This is a genomic window from Xanthomonas cassavae CFBP 4642, assembly GCF_000454545.1.
In the GTDB taxonomy this organism is placed as follows: Bacteria; Pseudomonadota; Gammaproteobacteria; order Xanthomonadales; family Xanthomonadaceae; genus Xanthomonas; species Xanthomonas cassavae.
In genome coordinates this window covers 4,633,854-4,656,315 of the sequence record NZ_CM002139.1, presented here as the reverse complement: position 1 = coordinate 4,656,315, position 22,462 = coordinate 4,633,854, and the positions used below count along the sequence as shown (strand labels likewise).

The window sequence follows — 22,462 nt, the reverse complement described above, 5'->3', positions numbered from 1 at the left end:
CTGTTTTCCACCGCACAGGCAGGCCTGCATGGTACTGTTGGTCAACGCCTATTCCACGCTGCGCACGTTGCTGTGGCTGGACTTTTTGCCGCAGGCCGCCGTGCACCATCGCGACCACGCCGACCCGGAACTGGCCGCGTATCCGCATGGGTTTGTCGGCTATGTGAATCAGACCGGCGATGGCCAGATGACCCAGGCGCGCTATCACCTGATGCGGCATGTGCAGCGAGTGCGCCAGCACTTCAGCTTCGAGGTGGACGATGCGGCGTTCGGCGCGTTGGCGCAGTGGGCCGAGCAGGCCAATGCGGTGTGCTTCCTGGCCGACGGCAGCGTGCGCGACCCGCAGGGCCGGGCGCTGATCAGCCAGGTCACGCGCGCGGCCTTCCTGCAGCGTTGCCAGCATTGCGCCAGCGCGGCGTGCGCCACAGCGTGGGCATGGTGGCCGCGCACGCGCACATGGACGAGATCGAGGCGCTACGCGCGGCCTTGCCCGACACCACGCCGATGTGGCTCAACGCCTTCGATCCACGCCCGGCGGACTACTACACGCCCGAGCAGGTGCAGCGCTTGAGCCGGATCGATCCGTACGTCGGCTACAACCTCACTCCGCCGCCCAGCTTCGGCGCGCCCTGCCTGACCGGGGAATCGGTGCTGTGGGTGGATGGCGACGGCACCGTGCGGCGCTGCAACTTCGTCGACACGCCGCTGGGCAATCTCTACGACGGCAGTTTCGCGGCGCAGCTGCGTGCGCGCAGCTGCCCGAACACGCGGTGCGATTGCTTCATCGGCTACGTGCATCGGCCTGACCTGCCGTTCCAGGCCGACTACGCGGGCGGGATGCTGGAACCGGTGCCGGCGACGGCGTGATCCGGCCAGTACCGACCGCTGATTTGCCCGGACGCGACTCACGGCTGGCAGGTAGTGAACCAAGAACTGGCGCGCAGTGACCGCAGTACGCGCGTGGTCCGTGCTGCAGCAAGCATCGGTCGCGCGTGGTTGGCGGCTGCGCAGGCTGCTCGCTCCTCGCGCTTACTCGCCCAGGCGGGTAAGCAGCCCGGTGACCTGCTCGCGCAGTTCCTGCAGCTGGTCTTCCAGGCTCTGCACCCGCGCTTCCAGGGCAGCGGTGTCGGCGCCGCGCGGCGCGCTCTCGCGCGTTGCAGCTGCGGCCTGCAGCGCGTCGAGATCCAGCTCGCCGCTGAGCAGATGCATGTAACGGTCTTCGCGCTGGCCGCTGGCACGCGGCAATTGCACCGCAAGGCCGCGCTGGATCAGACGGTCCAGGTGATGGCGCACATCGTCGGCATCGTTGAAGCGCGCCAGCCGCTCGCTGCGCGCGAACAGCTCGCCCAATGTCTGCGGCCCGCGCAGCAGCAGCAGGCCGATCAACGCCACCTGCTGGCGGGTCAGGTCCAGCACGCTGCCCAGCTTGTGCTCGTAACGTTCGGCGCGCGAGGAGAACTGCTGGCGCACCAGCCCCAGCGTTTCCAGCTGGCGCAGCGCGTGATGCACCACGCCGGTCTGCAGATTCAGCACCGGCTCGCGCGCGGTCTTCTGGTTGGCGGCTACCTGCGCGGCGTTGACGGTGAGCGGGTAGGCGTCCGGGGTGGTGGCCTCTTTTTCGATCAGGCAGCCAAGCACGCGGGCCTGGGCGGTATCGAGGACGGGCGGGGAAGGTGCATCTGTCATGGGGGCGACTCCGGGGCAATCAGCGCACAAGCATATGCCGATCCTGCATCGGCGTTCTTCAGGCCGCGATCCCATGGAGGGCGACCAGAGCGGCAACGGGATCGAGGCGGCCGTCAGTCGTTGAAGGCGCATGAAGCACGCGGGCATCGCCAGCAAATGCCGCAGTGGCCACGTCGCCGTGCGTGCGCACGCGCCGCTGCCGTCAGTCGGAGCGGGCGGTGCGGCGCGAACCCGCTAAAATCGCGGTCTCCATTGCCGCTCCTGTCCTGGTGGATGCCATGCGCCCCTCGCTTTACGCCCCGTTGTCCCTGCTCGCCTGCACCGCGCTGGCCCTGAGCGCCTGCAAACCCGGCGACAAGGAGCTGGCGCAGCGCGCGCAGGGCGCCGCCGTATCCGCCAATGCGGCCGCCGGCGCCGCCGCAGCCAAGACTGCTACGCCGCCCGTAGCCGCCACCGCGCCGGCCGGCGACGACAACCTCAACGCGGTGCTGTGGATGCAGCGCTCGGAGGAATACCGCGCGGTGGCCGAGCAGACCTACCGCGCCGCTGCCGACACGCTGGACGCTGCGCTCAAGCAACCCAACTGGGACGCGCTGGTGCCCGAGGAGCGCGGCAATGCCGCCACCGGGCTGAAGCCGGCGGTGGTGCTGGACGTGGACGAGACGGTGCTGGACAACTCGCCCTACCAGGCGCGCCTGCTGCGCGACGGCAAGGAATACGACGAGCTGAGTTGGGACCAGTGGGTGGCGGAGAAGAAGGCCATCGCGATCCCGGGCGTGGTGGATTTCGCCAAGGCCGCCAACGCCCGCGGCATCACCCTGCTCTACATCTCTAACCGCGCCGTGCACCTGAAGGACGCCACGCTGGCCAACCTGCGTAGCGTCGGGTTGCCGGTGGCCGATGACAGCGTGTTTCTGGGCCTTGGCACCGTGGTCCAGGGCTGCGAGCAGAACGGCAGCGAGAAGAACTGCCGCCGCCAGCTGGCCGGGCAGACCTACCGCGTGCTGATGCAGTTCGGCGACCAGCTGGGCGATTTCGTGCAGGTCACCGCCAACACCAGCCAGGCCCGTGGCGCGCTGCTGCAGCGGTACCACGACTGGTTCGGCGAGCGCTGGTGGATGCTGCCCAATCCCAGCTATGGCGGCTGGGAGCCGGCGCAGTTCAACAACGATTATTCGCAACCCTGGCAGACCCGCCACGACGCCAAGCGCGCCGCACTGGAGCTTGCACGATGAGCCGTCCCCCGTTAGCCCTGGCCGCGCACGAGCGGCTGATCTTCGCGCTGGACGTGCCCGGCCACGATGAAGCAATCGCGTGGGTCGACCGGCTGGGCGAGTCGGTGGCGTTCTACAAGATCGGCATGGAGCTGCTGGCCTCCGGCGAGTATTTCCACGTGCTCGATGCGCTGGCCAAGCGCAACAAGCGCGTGTTCGTCGACCTGAAATTCTTCGACATCCCCGCCACCGTGGCCGGCACCATCGCCCGCCTGTCGCAGTGGCCGGTGAGCTATTGCACCGTGCACGGCTGGCATGCCGGCATGCTGCAGGCCGCCGCCGAGGCCAACCAGGGCGACATGCGCCTGCTCGCAGTGACCGTGCTGACCTCGATGGGCCGCCCGGACCTGGCCGCGATGGGCATCGACCGCGAACCGGTGGACGTGGTGGTGGAGCGCGCGCTGGCTGCCCAGGCCGCGGGCATCGACGGGGTGATCGCCTCCGGCCAGGAAGCCGGCCCGATCCGCCGCGCCACCGGCCCGGCCTTTTCGATCGTCTGCCCGGGCATCCGCCCCGGCGGCCCGGTTGGCGACGACCAGCAGCGCACCGTGGGCGTGGCGCATGCCTTTACCGATGGCGCCGATGCGATTGTCGTCGGCCGCCCGATCCGCCTGGCTGACGACCCCGCAGCCGCTGCCACCGCCATCCAGGCCGAGATCCGCGCGGCAGTGATGCAGCACCGGGACTGAGCGGCAGTCATTCAGCCATTCCGATTTGGCGATATAAATCAATCGCTTAAGTCGGAATAATTAAAGCATTGCTTTAATGTGAAAGTCTCGTTAACATGCCGGCATCCGATGTCAGTCGGAAGCTGTGCCACTCATTGTCCACCGGGCGTGTCCCGGTTTTCGAAGGGATCGGACCTTGTGCCCGATCCTTTTTTTTGGCGAAGCTTCAGGCGGTGGTTCGGCGCGCGCGGATTGCTACCGCCTGGTGCACACGGCGGCGGCCGAGGCGACCTTGCGCATCGCCCGCCATGCCGTTCGGGTACCTGTCCGATGATGCGCGGGCATTGCCTTCGGGGCGCTTGCCGCTCGGTCATCGCGCTTACCGTATCGCTGGCGCCTTGCAATAGCGGTCGATGAATTGCTGGTGGCTCGGCATCACGTCCACGCAATGGCTGATGGTCTGCGCCACGCTGGCCAGGAAGCCCTTGGCGTCGGTATCCGGCACCTGGTCCACCAGGGGGTGGTAGCCCTGCGGCAGGACGCCCTGGCCCACCAGCACCTGCACCCAGCTGATCTCGGCGAACATCTCCTCGGCATTGCGGTAGAAGCGCCCGCTGTCGCGGAACAAGTCCAAGGTGGTTCGTAGTTCCGGGGTGATCGGCATCTGGCGGCAGTGCCGCCAGAACGCGCTGTCGTCGCGCTCGGTGGCGTGGTAGTGCAGCAACAGGAAATCGCGGATGCGGTCGAACTCGAATGCCAGCCGGTCGTTGTAGCGCTGCGCCAGCACCGGGCTGATGCCCTCGCGCGGAAACAGCTCCAGCAACCTGGAAATGCCGGACTGGATGAGATGGATGCTGGTCGATTCCAGCGGCTCCAGAAAACCGCTGGCCAAGCCCAACGCGACCACGTTGCGGTTCCAGCACTGCTTGCGCCGCCCGGTGGTAAAGCGCAGCGGGCGTGGGTCGGCCAGCGGCTTGCCATCCAGATTGGCCAGCAAGGTGGCGGCGGCTTCGTCGTCGCTGATGTGCGCGCTGCAGTACACATAGCCGTTGCCGGTGCGATGCTGCAGCGGAATGCGCCATTGCCAACCGGCCGCGCGCGCGGTGCAGCGCGTGTAGGGCGTGGGCGGGCCGACCTTTTCGCAGGGCACCGCCAGTGCACGATCGCACGGCAGCCAATGGGTGAAGTCGTGGTAGCCGGTGTGCAGGGCGTCTTCGATCAACAGCCCGCGAAATCCCGAGCAATCGATAAACAGGTCGCCGGCGATTACCTGGCCCGACGCCAGGTGCAGCGCCACCACGTTGCCCGATTCCGGATGCAGCTGCACCTGCTCCACCATGCCTTCGACACGCGTGACGCCGCGTGCCTCGGCAAACCCGCGCAGGAAGCGCGCGTACAGCGCGGCATCGAAGTGATACGCGTAGGCAATATTGGCCAGCGGCGAGGTGGCCGGCACATCGCCGGCCGAGGTCATGAACTTGCCGCGCGCGGCGGCCATGGTATTGAGCGTGTACGCACCCAGCGGCTGCGCCGTGCCGCGCAGCTGTTGCTTGATCCAGTATTGATGGAACGGCAGCAGCCCGAGCGGATGCCCGATCTGGGTACCGAAGCCGTGGATGTACGCTGTGCCGGGGCGCTGCCAGTCGACGAACGCGATGCCGAGCTTGAAGCTACCCTGGGTCTGGCGCACGAACTCGGCTTCGTCGATGCCGAGCAGGTTGTTGAAGGCCTTGATATGCGGCACGGTCGCTTCGCCCACACCGATGGTGCCGAGCTGTTCGGATTCGATCAGCTGCACGTTGAAGGTGGGCCCGAGCACGCGCGCGAAGGCGGCGGCCGCCATCCAGCCGGCGGTGCCGCCGCCGACGATGACGATGTTGCGAAGGAGAGCGGGAATCATGCCTGCATGTTCCTGAGGTGAGAGAAGACAGACAAACGAACGGGGCCAGCCGGCCCCGTTGCGAAAGATCCCCACGCGTGCAGCGCATGCGTGGGGAAGGCGCATCCATCAGAACTCTGCGCCGATCTCCAGCACCACGCTACGCGGCACATAGTTGATTTCGCCACTGGTGTTGATGGCGATGTCCGGATCGAACTGCCCGTTGCTGCCGAAGCCGTTGTAGGCGTAGGCGCTGTAGTTCTTGAAGTTGAACGCGTTGAGCAGGTTCACGCGCGCGTTGAGCTTGAAGTCGCCGACCACGGTGAACTCCTTGGTGGCCTGGAAATCCACCGTGCGGTAGCCCCAGATATCGCCACCGACCAGGAATTTGCCGCTGCCCGGCGGAGTGACGCCGACCTGTTGGCAGGTTGCGCCATCGGGATCGGTGAAGCCGAAGCAGGCGATCGTGTTGATCGGCTCGGGCGTTGCCAGCACCAGCTTGGCACCCAGCGTCACACCCCACGGGATATCGATCGAGCCGGAAGCCACGAAGCGGTGTGCAGCCACCGCATCGGACTTCACGAACGGATAGCCGCGAATGATGGCCTTGTCGAAGCCGTACGGCTCGTCGATGTTGCGGTTCTGGCGCGCGCTGGTGTGGGTGTAGGACAAGGTCAGGCCCCAACCGGAGTCCTTGGTATACGGCTTGTCGGCCGACAGCAGCACCTGGCTGTTGCGCTGTTCCAGGCCGTTGCTGCCCAGGATGGTGTTCTGGTAGCCGGGAACCGGCTCGCCCCACGGCACGTTGCCGTTCTGGAAATACGAACCATCCGGGTAACGGTTGATCAGGCCCATCGCAAAGCCGTCGTAGCTCAAAATGCGCTGGAAGGTCACATCGGTCAGCCAGTCGCCCACCTGATTGGTGATGCCGATGCTGTACTGATCGCTGTAAGGCGTCTTGAGCTTGTTGTTGAACATGAAAAGCTCGGCGCTGCCGCTGACATCAGGAATGGTATTGAGCTGGTCGATGCCGTTCAGATAACGGGGATCGAACGCGACACAGGGGCGATCCGCGCGATAGCACTGCTGGGTTGCCGGATTTTCGAAATACACCGCCACCGGCGACAACGCCGCCTTGCTGGTTTCCAGCGCCAGCTGCTCGAACAGGTTGCGGTCGTACGAACGCGCCGCACCGCCATGCACGATGGCGGCTTCGTCGCCGAAGATGTCATACGAGAAGCCGAAGCGCGGCGCCCAGGCATCCTTGAAGTTCTTGCGATTGTTGCCGGTGCTGATGTAGTCGGCCACGTTGATTCCGCTGGGCAGCAAGCGGTTGGCCCACGGCTGGCCGGGGTTTTCCGCATCGTTGGCATACAGCGCATCGACGAAGGCTTGCGAGGTAACGAAGTCGGTGTAGGCCGGAGTGTCTTCGTAATCCCAGCGCACGCCGATGTTGATCATCAGCTTGTCGGTGGCGGCCCAGTCGTCCTGCAGATAGATGCCGTACTGCTTGGACGGCGAGACCACCGTGGCGCGCTGGCCGGGCGTGGTGTACGGCGCGACGAAATCCACGCGATATGGCGTGGACTCCACGCTGCCACCGTTGACGCGATAGCTGAACTGCGGATTCAACGCCGCCGCATCCTGCGAGGTGAGCTCGATGTCCTTGTAGTTCACACCCATCTTGATGGTGTGTTCGCCATGCCACTGGAAGCTGGTGAAGGTCAGATCGTTCTGGAGAAACCAGCCTTTTTGACTCTTGCGCTGCGCATTGAGGCCGCCCGCCGATCCGGCGGTCAAAAAGGTCCGCTCATCGATATCGGTGGAGCCGGCACGTGGCTGGAAATAGGTGTAGATGATGCCGTTACCAAGCGTACGCGGGGTCGGATTGTTCTCCGAGTTTTCCGTGCCAACGATGAGCTCGTTGTACCAGTTGTCGGCACTGTGCTGCCAACGCAGGTTGGTGCGCTTGTCCTTGTTGATCTTGTCGGTGGCCTGCGTCAGCGTGTTGGTACCGCCGACGTTGGCGGTCTGTGTTTCGTCGCGGTAGATCGTGCTCAGCTCGATACGATCGCGATCGGTGGGTTCGAAATCGATCTTGCCGAAGAACAGGTCCTCCTCGAACGGCATATTGGCCGGGCCGTACTGGCTGGCTAGGTCGGACGGCAACTGATTGACGAAGGCGGCTGCTTCCGCGCTCGGCTGCACGCTCTTGGGCGCCACGTTCTCCTTGCCCTCGTAGGCAACGAAGAAATGCATGCGGTCCTGGATGAGCGGCCCACCCAACGCAAATCCGTATTCCTTGGTCTGCGAATCGATCTTGCCGTTTTGTTCCTCGTCGGGACGCGTGTCGCGCAGATCCTGATCGGTGTAGCGGTAGAACGCTTCGCCGTGGAACTCGTTGGTGCCGGACTTGGTGGCCGCGGTAATCGCCGCGCCACTGATCTGGCCGTATTCGGCCTTGTAGTTGGACGTGATCACCTTGTACTCGCCGATGGCGAGCTGCGGGAACGGGTTGCCTTGTGTGTCGCTCTGGCCGGCCACGCCGCCGCTGCGCACGTAGCTCTTCTGGCCCACGCCATCGATGTACAGATTACCGGCGCTGGCGTTGGACGCACCGCCGCGCAGCTTGGTGTTGCCGTTGCCGTCCACCTGAAACACCATGCCCGGCACGGTATCGGCGAACTCCAGGAAGTTACGCGTGGCCTGCGGCAATTGCTGGATCTGCCGCGCGCTGATGGTGTTGCCCACTTCGGAGGTCTTGACGTCGCGAATCATCGGCGCGCTGACCGTCACCGTGTCCAGCGTGGTCGCATCGCCGGCCGGTGCGGTCGCCGTCTCGGTGCCGAGATCGACGGTGGCGCTGGAGGCCACCGACAGGGTCACCGTGCGGCTGACGCCGTTGGATTCGACGGTGTAGGTGCCCGGCTGCAGACCGACGATGGTGTAGTTGCCGTTCGCATTGACCGGCGCGCGACGCACCGAGCCGGTGGCCAGATTGGTGACGACCACTTCGCTGCCGCTCTGCGCGGAGGCGACCTGTCCGCGCAACGTGGCATTGCTGGACTGGGCCATGGTTGGCGTGGTGGCGAACAACGAGGCGGCCAGGGCGCAGCACAACAGGCTGCGCACCGGCAGGATGGAGACGGTGCGGTGATTCTTCATGACTTTCCCCCTCCCAGGGGTAAGGCGCGACGCAGTGCAGTGACTGGCGCGTTGGGTTGATGCTTTGGTGTGGAACACGGGAACGGCAGGCAACAACAGCCGAATGGCTGCAAGAACGACAAAGGTCTACGGTGACGGGCGGCTGCTCCTTCAGGCACGGGTCGAGACGGGGAAAGCATTGGCGGCGCGTGGCCGATACGGCGCATCGGCATGCAACGGGCGTTGCAATCATCAGCGGCGGCCCAGGGCGAATGCCATGCACGATGGCCAGCACAGGCGGCATCCCTGTGCTGGCATTGCTGGCGACCCTGTTTGTTGAGAGCAGCTGACAAATCACCTGCACAGCTGCGAGGCGGGCGTGGTCGTTACTCAGAATCGGCATGTACCACGCATACGGCCCGGTTCTGAGCGCGCCGTCCTCGCCTGACGACTGCTCGCTACGTGTGTCAGCCGCTTCTGGCGACTTACCAGATGATGCGCGCGCTCAGGAACAGGCTGCGTGGCGGGGTGGACATGGCGCCGTATTGGTTGATGCTCACGCGCGGGTCGTAGACGCCGCCCTGGCCCCAATCGATGGCGTACTGGTCGTAGTTGCGGAAGTTCAATGCGTTGATCAGGTCGCCGCGCACCTGCACGGTTACCGCATCGGTGACGTGCATGTCCTTGGACAGCGACAGATCCAGCTGGCGGGTGCCGAAGATGTCGCCGCCGGCCAGGAACTTGCCGCCGGGCGCATCTACCGAGACCACACGGATGTTGTTCGAAGGTGGGCCGCCATACAGGTCGTAGGACACCGCTTCGTTGCGCGGTGGCACCGTGGCCAGGGTCAGCTTGGCCGAGGCGCTGATGCCCCAGAACAGATCGTAGATGCCGGTGACCACCAGGCGGTGGCGCGGGACCGAGTTCAGATCCAGGAACGGATAATCGGCGATGGTGGCCGCGTCGAAGCCGTACTGCTCGTCGTTGCCGCGGTTGCCGCGTGCGCGCGAGAACGTATACGCCGCGGTCAGGCCCCAGCCGCTTTCCTTGGTGTAGGCCTTGTCGGTGGACAACAGCAGCTGCGCGGTCTTGGTCTCCACTCCGTTGTTTCCGATGATCAGCGAACCGAAACCGGGCGGGGTCTGGGTCCACGGCTGGCCGCCGGCCTGGAAGAAGTCGCCATTCGGGTAGCGGTTGCCCAGGGTCAGGATCAGGCCGTCCTGGCTATGGATGTAGGACACCGTGGCCGAGTTGCTCCACTCGCCCACGCGGGTGCGCAGGCCCAGCGAGTACTGGTCCGAATACGGCGTCTTCAGATCGTTGTTGAGCAGGTCGATCTCGCCGTTGCGCACGCGCGCATCGACCAGGCCGGCCAGGCTGTCCGGGTTGCTGAGATAGGCCGGATTGAAGTTGGTGCAGGTGCCCGGCGCCGGCGTGCAGCCGGAGGATTCGACAAAGCGGATGGTGTACTGCGACAGTGCCGACTTGACCTGTTCCAGGCCCATGATGTCGAACAGATTGCGGTCGAAGCTGCGCCCGGCACCACCGAACAGCACCAGCGATTCGTCGCCGCGGAAGTCGTAGGAGAAGCCCAGGCGCGGCGCGAAGTTGTTGTTGTCCTGTTTGCGATTGCGGCCGTTGCTGATGTAGTCGTTGATGTCCACGCCGCCCTTGGCCAGTTGTTCGGCATAGGTGGCGCTGACGGCCGGGTCGGTGCCGGGGCCGTTCAAGGCGGCGATCACTTCCGGCGGGGTCACGTTGTCCAGGTAGGACGGGATCTTTTCGCCGTCCCAGCGCACGCCCAGGTTCAACTGCAGCTTGTCGTTGACGTCCCAATCGTCCTGAATGTACAGGCCCAGCTGTTTGCTGGTGGTGGTCACCGACGGTGCGGCGCCGGCGAACGGCAGGTTGAAGCGCACCTGGTACGGAATCGCGCCCGTGCCCTGGCCATCGTTGACCGCGTAGAAGAACGACGGGTTGACGGTGGAATTCTCGCTCTGGGTCAGTTCCACTTCCTTGTACTTCACGCCCATCTTGATCACGTGGCTGCCGTGCCAGTCGATGCTGTTGAAGGTCAGGTCGTTCTGGAAACTGGGGCCTTTCTGGCCCTTGCGCTGGATCGCCAGGCCGCTGGTGGCGCCGTCGTTGATCAGCACATCGTTCTCGGCGATGCCGCGCGTATACACGCTCTGGCTGCCGATGGTGTAGGCGGTGGGATTGAACAGCACGTCCTCGTAGGAGATGCGCGCCTCGTTGACATAGGTTTCGCCAAAATGTTGCCAGCGCAGGTCGTAGCGCTCTTCGGAATTGAGATTGATCTTGGCGGCGATGGCGGTGTTGCGGTCACCCACGCTGTCGCGGCTTTCTTCGTCGCGGACCTTGGCGGTGAGCTCCAGGCGGTCGTTCTCGCCGATGTCCCAATCGATCTTGCCGAAGTACAGGTCTTCGTTGAACGGACGGGTCACCGAGCCCAGGCGGCCCTGCACGCCGGCCGGCAGGTCGTCGCTCAACACGCTGAAATTGTCCGGCACCGAGACCGGGTTGGCCGACACCTCGAAGCCCTTGCCTTCGTAGCTGAAGAAGAAGTGCGCCCTGTCCTTGACGATCGGGCCGCTCAACGCGAAGCCGTACTCGTCCTGGTGGGTCTTGCGCTTGCTGCCGTCGGCATTGGGCGCGCCGGCGCGCTCGTCGGCCTGGCGCGCGCGGAAATCGGTATTGGTGGTGCGCCCGAAGATCTCGCCGTGGAACTCGTTGCCGCCGGATTTGGTGGACGCCACGATCGCCGCCGAGCCCACCTGATCGAACTCGGCCTTGTAGTTGGAGGTGATGACCTTGTATTCGCCGATCGCCAGCTGCGGGAATGGGTTGCCCGCGCTCTGCTGCTGGCCGGAGACGCCGCCGAACAGGTAGCTCTTCTGGCCCACGCCGTCGATGTAGACATTGACCGCCGAGCTGGCCTGCGCACCGCCGCGGATACGGCTATTGCCGTTGGCATCGGTCTCGAACTGCATGCCCGGCACGGTGTCGGCGAACTCCAGGAAGTTGCGCGTCAGCTGCGGCACGGTGCTGATCTGCTTGAGCGAGATGTTGGTGCCCACCTCGGAGGTCTTGACCTCCTGCAGCGTGGTGGCGGTGACCTTGACCGTGTCCAGGGTGGTGGCGGTACCGTCGGCGGCCGGCACTGCCGCCTGGCCGCCGGCGCCCAGATCCAGACTGACCGACGAGGCCACCGACAAGGTCACCGTCTTCTCCGTACCCGGGCCCGCATCCACCTTGTAGGTCCCCGGCGGCAGACCGACCAAGGCATAACTGCCGTCCGCCCCGGTGACCACGCGTCGGGTGGCGCCAGTGGCGACATTGGTCGCGGTCACCGTGGTCCCGGCCTGGGACGCGGCCACCTGTCCGCGCAGGGTGGCGTTGCTGGACTGGGCCATGGCCGGGGCGGCGGCTAGCAACGAAGCGGCGAGGGCACAGCACAGCAGGCTGCGCGCCGGCAGGATGGAGACGGTACGGTAGGTCTTCATGACTTCCCCCTCCCAGGGGTCAGGCGCGTACCGGCGAAATGGTCGGCGTTGCGCGGGATGGTGCGTTGTTTCAGGGACGATGGAGCGATGTCGGCAACAGAGCAGGAGTTATAAAAAACATAAGAAACCGCAAAGAATTCGTGAAGATGCGGCACGTGGCGTCTCTGTCAGCTGCCCGGCGTGGCTCGGGCGGCACTGGAAGCCCGTACGATCAGCTCCGGCACCATTTCCGAAAACGCTGGCGGCGCAGCATCGGCGGGCGGCGGCGGGGCATCGACCAACTGCTGGCCGAGCAGCAGCCGTAACGCGCGCGCGCCCAGCCCGGCGATGTCCACCCGCATGGTGGTCAGCGCGGGAAGCACATAGCGCGCCATCGGCACGTCGTCGAAGCCGGCCAGCGCGATGTCCTGCGGCACCTTCAGCCCGGCGTGGCCGAGCGCGAACAGGCAGCCCAGCGCCATCATGTCGTTGGCGGCGAATACCGCGTCCGGGTGGTCCTGCTGCGTCAATGCCTGGCCGGCGCGGTAGCCGGACTCCTCGTCGAAGTTGCCCGGCAGCACCCACGGCTGCGCGTGTGCATCCACCGCCATTTCATCGCGATAGCCGCGCAGGCGCTCGTGCGCATCGAAGTTGTCGTCAGGGCCGGCGATGAAGGCGATGCGGCGGTGCCCGCTGTCGCGCAAATGGCGTGTCATCACCCGCGCGCCGCCGTAGTTGTCCACGTTGAGCACCGGGCGCTGGCTGGCACTGCCGGCGCAATTGAGCAGCACCGCCGGCAGACTGCCCGGTAGCGCGTCTTCGTGCACGCCCGAATCACCCAACGACGGCGACATCACCACCACCCCATCCACCCGGCCGGGCAGACGCTCCAGCGCACGACGCTGCGCCTGCGGGTCGCCGTGCGAGCTGGACACCAGCAGGTGGTAGCCCTGCTCCCGTGCCACCTGGTCGATGCCGCGGATCAGTTCGGAAAAGAATTCGCCATGCAGATCCGGCAACACCACCCCGATGGTGTGGGTCCGGCGGCTGCTCAGGCTGCGCGCGGCGTGATGCGGGATGTAGTTCAGTGCGCGCGCCACCTGCAGCACGCGTTCACGCACCGACTCCGCGACGTGCTGGTGCCCGTTCATGGTGCGCGACACCGTGGCGACCGACACCTGCGCCTCGCGGGCCACGTCCTTGATGGTGACGCTGCCGCCTTCCGAACGTGGCCGACTCATGGCGCTTTCTCCAAAACAAGGCGGTGACGGCCGCGTGCCAAAGCAGTGCGTGCAGTCTGCGGGTGCCCAACGTTCGTGTCGCACAGGCACATGAATGTCATCGGCCCCATCCGATGGCGACCTCGAAGCGCGATGGCGCGCACGCTAGCAGGAACTGCAATCGCTTACATGATGCGCCGCAACATCGGGCGAAACGCAGTCGGGACAAGGCTCGCGACCTGTTTGGTGGACAAAGTTGTCCGAATGAGACAACGGCAGTCCTGGTCGGACACCGGTTGGCAACAGATGAAGAACTACGAAAACGTAACATCTTTGATCCGTACTTCAGCGTACGGTGGCCAGGCGCCTTGCCGCCAGTGCATTCAGACAGCAAGATGCGCCGATCGATCAGGGGAACATCGTGCGCATGTCGCCATCCACCGGCCGCGCAGGCCGGTTCCAGTCCATCGCGTGGGTGTTGCTGGCCGCACTCTGCGTCGGCGCCTGTCAGCGCAACGACACCGCCGTTGCATTGCCCGGAGCCAAGGCCGAGCCGGCCGCCGCGATGCAGTCGATGACGGTGCCGCTGCGGCGCAACGACCTGGTGGCCTACGCGCGGATCCGGGTCACACCTGCGCAATACACCCAGCTGGAAGCGGCCTGGCGCAGCGGCGCCAGCCGCTGGCCGCTGACCGAGTTGCCGTTGCCCAACGAAACCGGCGCCCTGCTGGGGTCGTTGTCGGCCCCCGATGCCGAGCGCCGCCTGCAGCAGGCCTTCGATGCGCAGCTGGCCGGGCAGTCGCGGGGCATTGCCCAGGCAGCGCAGTCGCTGGGCCAGTTCGGCGTGCAGTACCTGCGCAGTCGCAGCGATTACCAGCCCGAGCAGCGGGCGCACTATGTGCAACTGGTCGATGCGCTGAGTGCCTGGGCCGCGTCCGCGCCGCTGGCCGACCGTCCGCGTGCCAAGGCCAGCATCGCCGATCTGGTGACCGCCGCGCGTGCCACCGGCATTACCTCCGACGCCGACCTGCAGCAGCTGGGCATGGAAGAAAGCCTGCGCCGGCTCGGGCCGTTCTGGGCCACGTGCAAGAAGGTGCTGGAGCGCTACGACCTGTCGGTCGACAGCAGCCTGGATGCGCTGCGTACCGGCCTGGTCAAGCAGGAGGGGGACAGCGCGCAGGTTCGGCTGCGTTATCCGCTGGCCGCGCACGATATCGACCTGACGGTGGCGTTGATCAAACGCGATGGCCATTGGTACCAGCAGCAGACCCAGGACGAAGTGGCTGCACTGCTGCGCGCGCAGCCGACACCGGGCCTACCCGAGGCCGCGGCAGGCACCGATGCGGCGCCGGCAACGGCGGCAGACGCCGGGCAGCGCCCGGCTGGGCGATAATGACGGCGATGCCAGAACAGAACCCCCTGCCGTTTCCTGACGGCCCGCCCGCCCCGACCGCCGCCGACCCTGGCGCGACGGTAGCCGCCTCGCCGTTGCCCACCGCTACGCCGGTGCCGCCGGATGCGCCAGTGGCCGCGGTGCCGCTGCCGGCCACTGCGCGGCAGGCCAAACGCCCCTGGTGGGCGCGCCTGCTCGGGCGCCTGGCCGACCCGTGGTTGAGCTTGACCATCGAGCCGGATCAACCCGGCCGCTACGACGATGGCCGCCCGGTGGTGTACGTGCTGGAAGACTACGGCCTGTCCAACGCGTTGATCCTGGACAAGGCCTGCCGCGAAGTCGGCCTGCCCTCGCCGCTGGTGCCGTTGCCGGGCGACCCGCTGGAGCGCAAGCGCGCCTATCTGGCACTGTCGCGACGCAGCAGCAGCAATTCGCTGATTCCCGAACAGCGCGGCGGCAAGACCCATTCCGATTCGCTGGCCAAGTTGCTGCAGGCGCACCGCGTGCGCGCCGACCTGGACGTGCATCTGGTGCCGGTGTCGATCTTCGTCGGCCGTGCGCCGGACAAGCAGAGCGGCTGGTTCGCGGTGCTGTTCTCGGAAAACTGGGCGCTGGTGGGCCGCTTCCGTCGCCTGCTGTCGGTGCTGCTCAATGGCCGCACCACCATCGTGCGCTTCGCGCCGCCGATTTCGCTGCGCCAGACCATGGCCGAGGGCCTGCCGCCCGAGCGCACCCTGCGCAAGCTGCAGCGCGTGCTGCGCACCCACTTCCGGCGCATCCGCGAGGCGGTGATCGGGCCGGACCTGTCCACCCGTCGCCTGCTGGTGGACCAGGTGCTGGCGGCCGACTCGGTACGCGAGGCCATCGCCACCCAGGCCAAGCGCGACAACTCCAAGCCGGTCGATGCCTGGCGCAAGGCGCATGCCTACGCCTGGGAAATCGCCGCCGATTATTCCAGCCCGGTGGTGCGCTCGGCCAGCTTCCTGCTTACCCACGTGTGGAACCGCATCTACGCCGGCGTGCTGGTGCATCACCTGGACAAGCTCAAACAGGCCGCGCCCGGGCACGAAGTGGTGTATGTGCCCAGCCACCGCAGCCACATGGACTACCTGCTGCTGAGCTACCTGCTGTACGAACGCGGCATCGTGCCGCCGCACATCGTGGCCGGCATCAACCTCAACCTGCCGGTGGTGGGCACGCTGCTGCGCAAGGGCGGCGCGTTCTTCATCCGCCGCTCGATCAAGGGCAACGCGCTGTATTCGGCAGTGCTCAGCGAATACGTCGCCCAACTGGTGGCCGGCGGCTATTCGATCGAATACTTCGTCGAAGGCGGGCGCTCGCGCACCGGGCGCCTGCTGCAGCCCAAGGGCGGCATGATCGCGATGACGCTGCGCGCCTATCTGCGCCAGCCGCGCAAGCCGGTGCTGTTCCAGCCGGTGTACATCGGCTACGAGAAGCTGATGGAAGGCAACAGCTATCTCGACGAGCTCACCGGCCGGCCCAAGGAAAAGGAATCCATCTGGGGCCTGCTGTGGTCCATCCCCAAGGTGCTCAAGCAGAACTACGGCCAGGTGGTGGTGAACTTCGGCGAGCCGATCGCGCTCAACGACGTGCTGGCCAGGCACGCCCCGGACTGGGACGGCCAGCCGCTGCCCGAGGACGAAAAACCCACCTGGCTGGCGCCGGCGGTGGACACCTTGTCCATCCAGATCCAGACCCGCATCAACTGCGCGGCCGACGTCAATCCGATCAATCTGCTGGCGCTGGCGCTGCTGTCCACGCCCAAGCACGCAATGGGCGAGGCCGATCTGATCGCGCAGATCGAGCTGTGCAAGAAGCTGCTGGCGGAGATGCCGTATTCCGATCGCGTCACCGTCACCCCGCACACCCCGGCGCGCATCATCACTCACGCCGAAGAGATCAACGTGCTGACGCGTGTGTCGCATCCGCTGGGCGATGTCCTCAGCGTCAGCGGCGATACCGCGGTGTTGCTGAGCTACTTCCGCAATAACGTGCTGCACCTGTTCACCGCGTCTTCGTGGGTGGCGTGCTGTTTCCAGAACAACCGCCGCATGAGCCGTGCCGGCCTGATCCGCCTGGGCCGCACGGTGTACCCGTTTCTGCAGGCCGAGCTGTTCCTGCCGTGGAGCGAAGACCGCTTTGCCGAGCGCATCGAACAGACCATCGAGATGTTCGTACGCGAAGGCCTGCTGCTCAACGTCACCGACGACGATGGCGGCATCCTGGCGCGCAACACCGGGCAGACCGATGAAGTGTTCCGACTGCGCGCCATCGGCCACTCGCTGCAGCAGGCGTTCGAGCGCTATTACATCGCCATTTCGGTGCTGGTGAAAAATGGCCCCGGCGTGCTCGGCGCCGGCGAACTGGAAAGCCTGTGCCAGCAGGCCGCGCAGCGTCTGAGCCTGTTGTACGCACCGGCTGCGCCGGAATTCTTCGATAAGACCCTGTTCCGCAGCTTCATCCAGAAACTGCGTGAGCTGCGCCTGGTGTGGCCGGACGAGAACAGCAAGTTGCTGTTCGATGAGCGCCTGGATGCCTGGGCCAAGGACGCCAAGTTCATCCTTGGCCGCGAGCTGCGCCACACGATCGAGCGGGTCAGCCCGGCGGCGGTGAAGCCGGACGTGGTGTTGCCGCCGGAGTAAGGCGGCTGTCGTGGCGGTACGAAGTGCGCGCGTGCGACGCATCCTTGCGAGCGCGCGTCTTCGACGCTGCCATGGTGCGATTGTGCGCGCTGTCGTGCGGCCGCGCAGCGAACCGGAGTGATGTTGCTCTGGCCAGGCTAGGCTAGGCTTGGCAGCAAGACAGGACTGCATGGACACACCTCAAAAGCGCCGCATCGAAGATGACAAGCGCTGGATGGAGACAGCGCACACCTCAACAACAATGCGAAGACCCCTTCTCCCCTCGGGAGAAGGTGGCGCGAAGCGCCGGATGAGGGTACGACCGTCGGCGATCATACAGCGATGCAGCCATGCAGCACATCGCTCGCACCCAGATCGACCCGCAGCACCGCACGGTTTCATACAACGGTTGCGTCCGTTTCATCGGCCGCTTGCGCGCATGCAGATACCATCGGATGACCTTTCACAGTGACCGGGCGCATCGCAACGCGGATGCGCCTGGCAGGAGATTCCATGCGCGCAGCCATCCATACCCAGTTCGGCGATCCCGCCAAGGTGCTTGCTCTTGGCGACCGTCCAGTGCCGCAGCCCGGCAAGGGCCAGGTACGTATCGCCATGCGGCGCTCGCCGATCCACAACCACGATTTGTGGACCGTGCGCGGCAACTATGGCTACAAGCCGGAGTTGCCCGCGATCGGCGGCAGTGAAGGGTCCGGTGTCATCGATGCGCTTGGGGAGGGCGTGGATGCCCTGCAGGTTGGCCAACGCGTGGTCGCGGCCGGCGTGCACGAGAGCTGGGCCGAGTACTTCCTGGCATCGGCATCCGGCGTGGTACCGCTTCCCGATGCGCTGGACGACGACCGTGGCAGCCAGTTGATCGCCATGCCGTTGAGCGCGCTGATGCTGATCGAATTTCTGCGCGTGCAACGGGGCGACTGGATCGTGCAGAACACCGCCAATGGCGCCGTCGGCAAGACCGTCGCCATGCTGGCGGCCATCCGCGGCATCAACGTGATCAACCTGGTACGCCGCGATGCCGGCGTGGAAGAACTCAAAGCGCTGGGCATCGGCAATGCCGTGTCCACCGCGCAGGACGGCTGGCAGGAGCAGGTGCGCGCGCTGGCCGGCAATGCGCCCATCGTTCGCGCCATCGACTCGGTGGCCGGTACCGCAGCCGGCGACCTGCTCGGTTTGCTGGCCGAAGGTGGCGAGCTGGTGTCGTTCGGCTCGATGACTGGCGAGCCGCTGCAGATTTCCAGCGGCGATGTCATCTTCAAGCAGGCCACCGTGCGCGGGTTCTGGGGCAGCAAGGTGATGCAGGCCACCCCGCCCGAGGACAAGCGCCGCATGATTGGCGAACTGCTCAAGGCGGCCCTGGATGGCAGCCTGGCTCTGCCGGTGGAAGCGGTCTACGACCTGCAAGACGCCGCCGAGGCGGCCGCCGCCAGCGCCGAGCCGGGACGTCGCGGCAAGATCCTGCTGTGCGCAGGCTGAGCAACCGCAACCATGCAAGGCGCCGATACCCAGCCGATCTCTCCCCCGCCTGCGCCCGACACCCAGCGGACCTCCTTCCCCCGCCTGCGGGGAAGGTGCCCGAAGGGCGGATGGGGGACGCCGCACATTCGCAGCCGCAGCAGCCAGCCCGCTCGCAGGCATCCTGCAGGAGCGCACCTGGGCGCGACGGGCCTTGCCGGGAAAGCTTCTTCGCGCCCAGGTGCGCTCCTACGCGCGGAGCCGCAGCTGGAGCGGGCCGCCGCTGCGAGCGGCGCACGCACATCACCAAGCAAACCCAACCGCAGCTGCGACCTACGCCGGCTCGTCGGGCACCAACTCCATTTCCAGCCGAATGATGCAGTCCTTGATCTGCAGCTTGCGCTTCTTCAGCCGCTTCATCTGCAGTTCGTCCTCCAGATTGGCGGGCATGCGCTGGATTTCCTCGTCCAACGCGCGGTGCGCGCGTCGTAACGCGGCGATCTGCTCGAGGATCTCGGCGGGTGAGAGTGTGTCCACGCCCCGAGCATACACAACCCCGGGCGATGCGCGTCACCCGCGCTTGCCAAGCGGCCCGAGGCTGCGACAATGCCACGGCGTCGTCGGGGACACGGCGACGCTCCATATCCATCATTGCCGCGCGGCTCCGGCCGTCGAGAAAGGAGTCTTCCCCATGCGTTTGCGTTCTTGTCTGCTGGCCCTGAGCCTGCTCACCGCCTCCAACCTGGCCGCCGCCGCCGACGTCACCAAATACGATGGCTTCCTGTGCTGCAACCTGCGCACCGACGGCAGCTGGATCAGCGACAGCAACTACGCCGAAGACGGCAAGCGCGTGCTCCCCGTCGGCACCCCGGTCAGCGTCACCGGCTTCGGCCGCAACCGCGTCAACCTGAAGATCGCCGGGGAAAAGCAATCCATCGGCAACGACTACAGCCGCGACCTGGACAACACCGCGTTCGCCGCGCGCTATGTCGTCGCCGCCGACCCCAAGCTCAAGCTGGCGACCTTTCCGCCCAAGATCCGCCAGGCCATCGCCGACGGCAAGCTCACCGGCGGCATGACGCGCGAGCAGGTCATCATGGCGGTCGGCTATCCCATCAGCAGCGAAAATCCGAACCTGGAGGCATCCCTGTGGCGCTACTGGCGCGACAGTTTCTCCGAATATCAGGTGCAGTTCGGCCCCAGCGGCAAGCTGGTCAAGGTCACCGCGGACCCGCAGCTGATGAATCTGGTCTGGGCACCCTGAGGTACGAAGCGGGGGCGCAGCTGGCTCATCCGGCGCCCCTCCGCGCGACCGCCCAGGCGAGGCATCGCGGGCAGCGTCTGCAGCGCTTCCCCATCCACCACACGAGGTATGCGATGCACGATGGAGAGTTGATTGTCCCGCCCGACGCCTTGGCCGATCCGGACGCGTTCGAGTTGTTGCGCCTGTGGGCCGCGCACGAGCAGCTGCACGTGAGCATCAACAGCGATCTGGGCGGCGGGGCGGAAGATTTCGGCGAACTGCTTGCCGATCTGTTCGAGCATGCCTCGCGGATGTTCGCCCAGCGCGACCGCATGCCCCTGGCCCAATGCCGCACGCTGATGCTGGACGATTTCATGCGGCGCGTCGCCGACCCGAGCGGCGATCGGGAAGGTGGGCTGCCGGTGGAGCATTAGCGCCACCGCGACACGCCCACCTCGCGCAACGGGCGGCGCCGGGCTCGCCGTTTCCGGCGGATTCCCGCCCGTGCCGCAGTCGGCAGCAAACCGGATCCGGACGCACCGCCGTGACCCAATGCGGATGCTGCCGGCGTTGGCTTGCCGGCCCGGCAGCGCAGATCCGGGCACCACTGGCCGTCCCGGCCGCCACCTTGAAGAGAGCGCCATGCAACGCGATCCGGTTCTATATCCGAACGACGACAACGGGGACACGCTGTGGCACATCGCCCGGCAGGGAGTGGACCTGACCAAGCCCCGGGAAATCGATTTCTCGGTGGTGTTTCCCGCAAAGGAATCGGCACTGGAATTCTGCGTGGCGATGCTGCGCTGCGAGCAGAAGGTGCGTTGCCGCTACTACGAACAGAACACCGCCTTTCCGATGGATGTGACGGTGTACCCGACCATGGTGCCCACCTACCGTGGCATCGTGGCCTTCGAACAGGAGTTGGCGCTGCATGCCACGCCGTTGGCTGGACATAACGATGGCTGGGAGTTCTGCGAATAGCTCGGAAGCACGCGCGGCCTTTGCGTGCAGGCGTCCGGTTCGTGTCCGGCGCAAGACATCGCCTGCACAGCAACCTGGCCTGCCGTTGCGTCGCCGCGCGGTGTGATCCAATCCAATGCTGAGGACCGACGATGTTCTGCTTCAACCATGACCACACCCAGGCGATCGGGCTGTGCAAGCACTGCAGCAAGGCGCTGTGCCACAGCTGCGCCAACGACCTCGGCGCCGGGTTGGCCTGCCGCGGCCTGCACGAGACAGAAGTGATCTTCACGACCCAGGCCGTGGTGCGCTCGGTGCGCGCACAGTCCATCGGCGGCCCCGGACGTTACGCCACGGCGATCTTCTACGTCGTTCTGGGCGTCCTGTTCGGCGGATACGAACTCCTGTTTCGCCATACCCTGGGGTTCGGCGCCGTCCTGGGTGGGGTGTTCGTTGTCTACGGCCTGTACGTGGCCATCGCCATCCGGCATGCGTTCCGGGCCAAGCATTGACCGCAGCACAGGCAAACGTCCTTGTGGTACCGCCCTGCCTGGAGCGGTGCTGTTGCACACGTAGAGCCGTCTTCCAGCGACCCGATCCGGAGCAAGCGACCAGTGAACAATCCCTACAACTCATCGCCGATGCCTGCAGCGATGCAGCACCTCAACGACACCATGGTGACCACGGCACTGGAGTTGCCCGGCTACCGCATCATCCGCAGCCTGGGACTGGTGCGCGGCATCACGGTGAGATCGCGCTCGATCGTAGGAAATTTCTTCGGCGGCCTGCAGACCTTGCTGGGCGGCAACATCACCATCTACACCCAGCTCTGCGAGCAGGCACGTTCGGAAACCTATCGCGACATGGCGCAGCACGCCCGGCAGCTGGGTGCGAACGGGATCATCGCGGTGCGCTACGACGCCACCGAGCTGATTGCCGGACTCACGGAGGTGTTGTGCTATGGCACTGCGGTGGTGGTGGAGCCACAGAACTTATAAAAAAGCAGTCAGTGTTTCTCGATCACTTCTGTAACACTGCAACCTCGGGTGGTAAAAGAACTTCGCTGGCGCGCATGGTCAGCACTTTCTCTGGCTTAGTCACCTTGAAGCATGCCCCATGCGCGCACCTTCGTCCACGTCCTTGCGCACCAAGTGTTTGATTCGCACGAAGAACCGGGGGAAACCTCAGATGCGGGTCGGGTACTAGCCCGTATTGCCCAGTGGAGTCTGGGGCCAAAGCCGTCAAGAAACGCCATTGCCAAGAAGATTGCGTTCATTAAATAGTCCTGATTAGCCCCATCCCTCAGCCATGGAAGTTGCTTGCCATACGCAAAACGCGCTCTGGGCAAGGTGTGCAACGCAGCAGCGCCGTCGCCAG

At 65.7% G+C, this 22,462-nt stretch carries 17 protein-coding genes, 1 other RNA gene and 1 pseudogene; 13 read left to right on the top strand and 6 right to left on the bottom strand.

Annotated features, from left to right (window positions below; all coding sequences use genetic code 11):
• Window positions 1–28: 28 nt before the first annotated feature.
• Together XCSCFBP4642_RS29525 and XCSCFBP4642_RS30235 are read left to right on the top strand one after the other, a co-directional pair.
• Window positions 29–367 (top strand): annotated as a pseudogene (locus XCSCFBP4642_RS29525) (DUF4272 domain-containing protein); the annotation flags it as partial.
• 200 nt (window positions 368–567) lie between these two features.
• Entirely contained in the window at window positions 568–867 is a 300-nt protein-coding gene (locus tag XCSCFBP4642_RS30235; protein WP_228325760.1) for a hypothetical protein, read from the top strand.
• Window positions 868–1,029: 162 nt separating this feature from the next.
• Here XCSCFBP4642_RS30235 and XCSCFBP4642_RS0120680 read toward each other — a convergent pair whose 3' ends face one another.
• Complete coding sequence (locus XCSCFBP4642_RS0120680) at window positions 1,030–1,686, bottom strand: YceH family protein (protein WP_029221450.1); 657 nt, start codon at window positions 1,684–1,686, stop codon at window positions 1,030–1,032.
• 269 nt (window positions 1,687–1,955) lie between these two features.
• Between XCSCFBP4642_RS0120680 and XCSCFBP4642_RS0120675 the strand changes: the two genes are divergently transcribed.
• Window positions 1,956–2,921, top strand: a complete 966-nt coding sequence (locus XCSCFBP4642_RS0120675) for a 5'-nucleotidase, lipoprotein e(P4) family (RefSeq protein ID WP_029221449.1) — start codon at window positions 1,956–1,958, stop codon at window positions 2,919–2,921.
• Entirely contained in the window at window positions 2,918–3,649 is a 732-nt protein-coding gene (gene pyrF, locus XCSCFBP4642_RS0120670; RefSeq protein WP_029221448.1) for an orotidine-5'-phosphate decarboxylase, read from the top strand. The genes XCSCFBP4642_RS0120675 and pyrF overlap by 4 nt, the downstream gene beginning before the upstream one ends.
• Before the next feature lie 358 nt (window positions 3,650–4,007).
• Here pyrF and XCSCFBP4642_RS0120665 read toward each other — a convergent pair whose 3' ends face one another.
• Together XCSCFBP4642_RS0120665 and XCSCFBP4642_RS0120660 are read right to left on the bottom strand one after the other, a co-directional pair.
• Complete coding sequence (locus XCSCFBP4642_RS0120665; RefSeq protein WP_033898613.1) at window positions 4,008–5,528, bottom strand: tryptophan halogenase family protein; 1,521 nt, start codon at window positions 5,526–5,528, stop codon at window positions 4,008–4,010.
• Window positions 5,529–5,636: 108 nt separating this feature from the next.
• Window positions 5,637–8,672: a TonB-dependent receptor gene (locus tag XCSCFBP4642_RS0120660; RefSeq protein WP_029221446.1), complete on the bottom strand. Its 3,036-nt coding sequence runs from the start codon at window positions 8,670–8,672 to the stop codon at window positions 5,637–5,639.
• 380 nt (window positions 8,673–9,052) lie between these two features.
• On the opposite strand from XCSCFBP4642_RS0120660, the gene XCSCFBP4642_RS27735 reads away from it, so the two are divergent.
• Window positions 9,053–9,124, top strand: a non-coding RNA gene (locus XCSCFBP4642_RS27735) — sX9 sRNA.
• Window positions 9,125–9,136: 12 nt separating this feature from the next.
• Here XCSCFBP4642_RS27735 and XCSCFBP4642_RS0120655 read toward each other — a convergent pair.
• Both XCSCFBP4642_RS0120655 and XCSCFBP4642_RS0120650 read right to left on the bottom strand, forming a co-directional pair.
• The gene (locus XCSCFBP4642_RS0120655) at window positions 9,137–12,175 is read right to left on the bottom strand and encodes a TonB-dependent receptor (RefSeq protein WP_029221445.1); all 3,039 of its coding nucleotides are present in this window, start codon (window positions 12,173–12,175) and stop codon (window positions 9,137–9,139) included.
• A 167-nt stretch (window positions 12,176–12,342) separates the two neighbouring features.
• Complete coding sequence (locus XCSCFBP4642_RS0120650) at window positions 12,343–13,395, bottom strand: LacI family DNA-binding transcriptional regulator (protein WP_029221444.1); 1,053 nt, start codon at window positions 13,393–13,395, stop codon at window positions 12,343–12,345.
• Between the two features lie 406 nt (window positions 13,396–13,801).
• On the opposite strand from XCSCFBP4642_RS0120650, the gene XCSCFBP4642_RS0120645 reads away from it, so the two are divergent.
• The 3 genes from XCSCFBP4642_RS0120645 to XCSCFBP4642_RS0120635 all read left to right on the top strand — a co-directional run bounded on the left by XCSCFBP4642_RS0120645 (window position 13,802) and on the right by XCSCFBP4642_RS0120635 (window position 18,903).
• Window positions 13,802–14,767, top strand: a complete 966-nt coding sequence (locus XCSCFBP4642_RS0120645) for a hypothetical protein (RefSeq protein WP_029221443.1) — start codon at window positions 13,802–13,804, stop codon at window positions 14,765–14,767.
• A complete protein-coding gene (gene plsB / locus XCSCFBP4642_RS0120640; protein WP_029221442.1) occupies window positions 14,767–17,430 on the top strand; it encodes a glycerol-3-phosphate 1-O-acyltransferase PlsB in 2,664 nt (887 codons plus the stop codon). The genes XCSCFBP4642_RS0120645 and plsB overlap by 1 nt, the downstream gene beginning before the upstream one ends.
• A gap of 492 nt (window positions 17,431–17,922) precedes the next feature.
• Window positions 17,923–18,903 carry a zinc-binding dehydrogenase gene (locus XCSCFBP4642_RS0120635; RefSeq protein ID WP_029221441.1) on the top strand — a complete coding sequence of 327 codons (981 nt, stop codon included), beginning with the start codon at window positions 17,923–17,925 and terminating at the stop codon, window positions 18,901–18,903.
• A 312-nt stretch (window positions 18,904–19,215) separates the two neighbouring features.
• On the opposite strand, the gene XCSCFBP4642_RS0120630 is transcribed toward XCSCFBP4642_RS0120635, so the two are convergent.
• Window positions 19,216–19,419 carry a YdcH family protein gene (locus tag XCSCFBP4642_RS0120630; RefSeq protein WP_029221440.1) on the bottom strand — a complete coding sequence of 68 codons (204 nt, stop codon included), beginning with the start codon at window positions 19,417–19,419 and terminating at the stop codon, window positions 19,216–19,218.
• 154 nt (window positions 19,420–19,573) lie between these two features.
• Between XCSCFBP4642_RS0120630 and XCSCFBP4642_RS0120625 the strand changes: the two genes are divergently transcribed.
• The 5 genes from XCSCFBP4642_RS0120625 to XCSCFBP4642_RS0120605 all read left to right on the top strand — a co-directional run bounded on the left by XCSCFBP4642_RS0120625 (window position 19,574) and on the right by XCSCFBP4642_RS0120605 (window position 22,083).
• Complete coding sequence (locus XCSCFBP4642_RS0120625; protein ID WP_029221439.1) at window positions 19,574–20,146, top strand: hypothetical protein; 573 nt, start codon at window positions 19,574–19,576, stop codon at window positions 20,144–20,146.
• A gap of 128 nt (window positions 20,147–20,274) precedes the next feature.
• Window positions 20,275–20,559: a DUF5076 domain-containing protein gene (locus XCSCFBP4642_RS0120620; protein WP_230428560.1), complete on the top strand. Its 285-nt coding sequence runs from the start codon at window positions 20,275–20,277 to the stop codon at window positions 20,557–20,559.
• Window positions 20,560–20,767: 208 nt separating this feature from the next.
• Entirely contained in the window at window positions 20,768–21,106 is a 339-nt protein-coding gene (locus tag XCSCFBP4642_RS0120615) for a ribonuclease E inhibitor RraB (protein ID WP_029221437.1), read from the top strand.
• 131 nt (window positions 21,107–21,237) lie between these two features.
• Window positions 21,238–21,597 (top strand): hypothetical protein, encoded by a 360-nt coding sequence (locus tag XCSCFBP4642_RS0120610; RefSeq protein WP_029221436.1) that lies wholly within the window; start codon window positions 21,238–21,240, stop codon window positions 21,595–21,597.
• A 102-nt stretch (window positions 21,598–21,699) separates the two neighbouring features.
• Complete coding sequence (locus XCSCFBP4642_RS0120605) at window positions 21,700–22,083, top strand: YbjQ family protein (protein ID WP_029221435.1); 384 nt, start codon at window positions 21,700–21,702, stop codon at window positions 22,081–22,083.
• The last annotated feature ends 379 nt before the right edge of the window (window positions 22,084–22,462 follow it).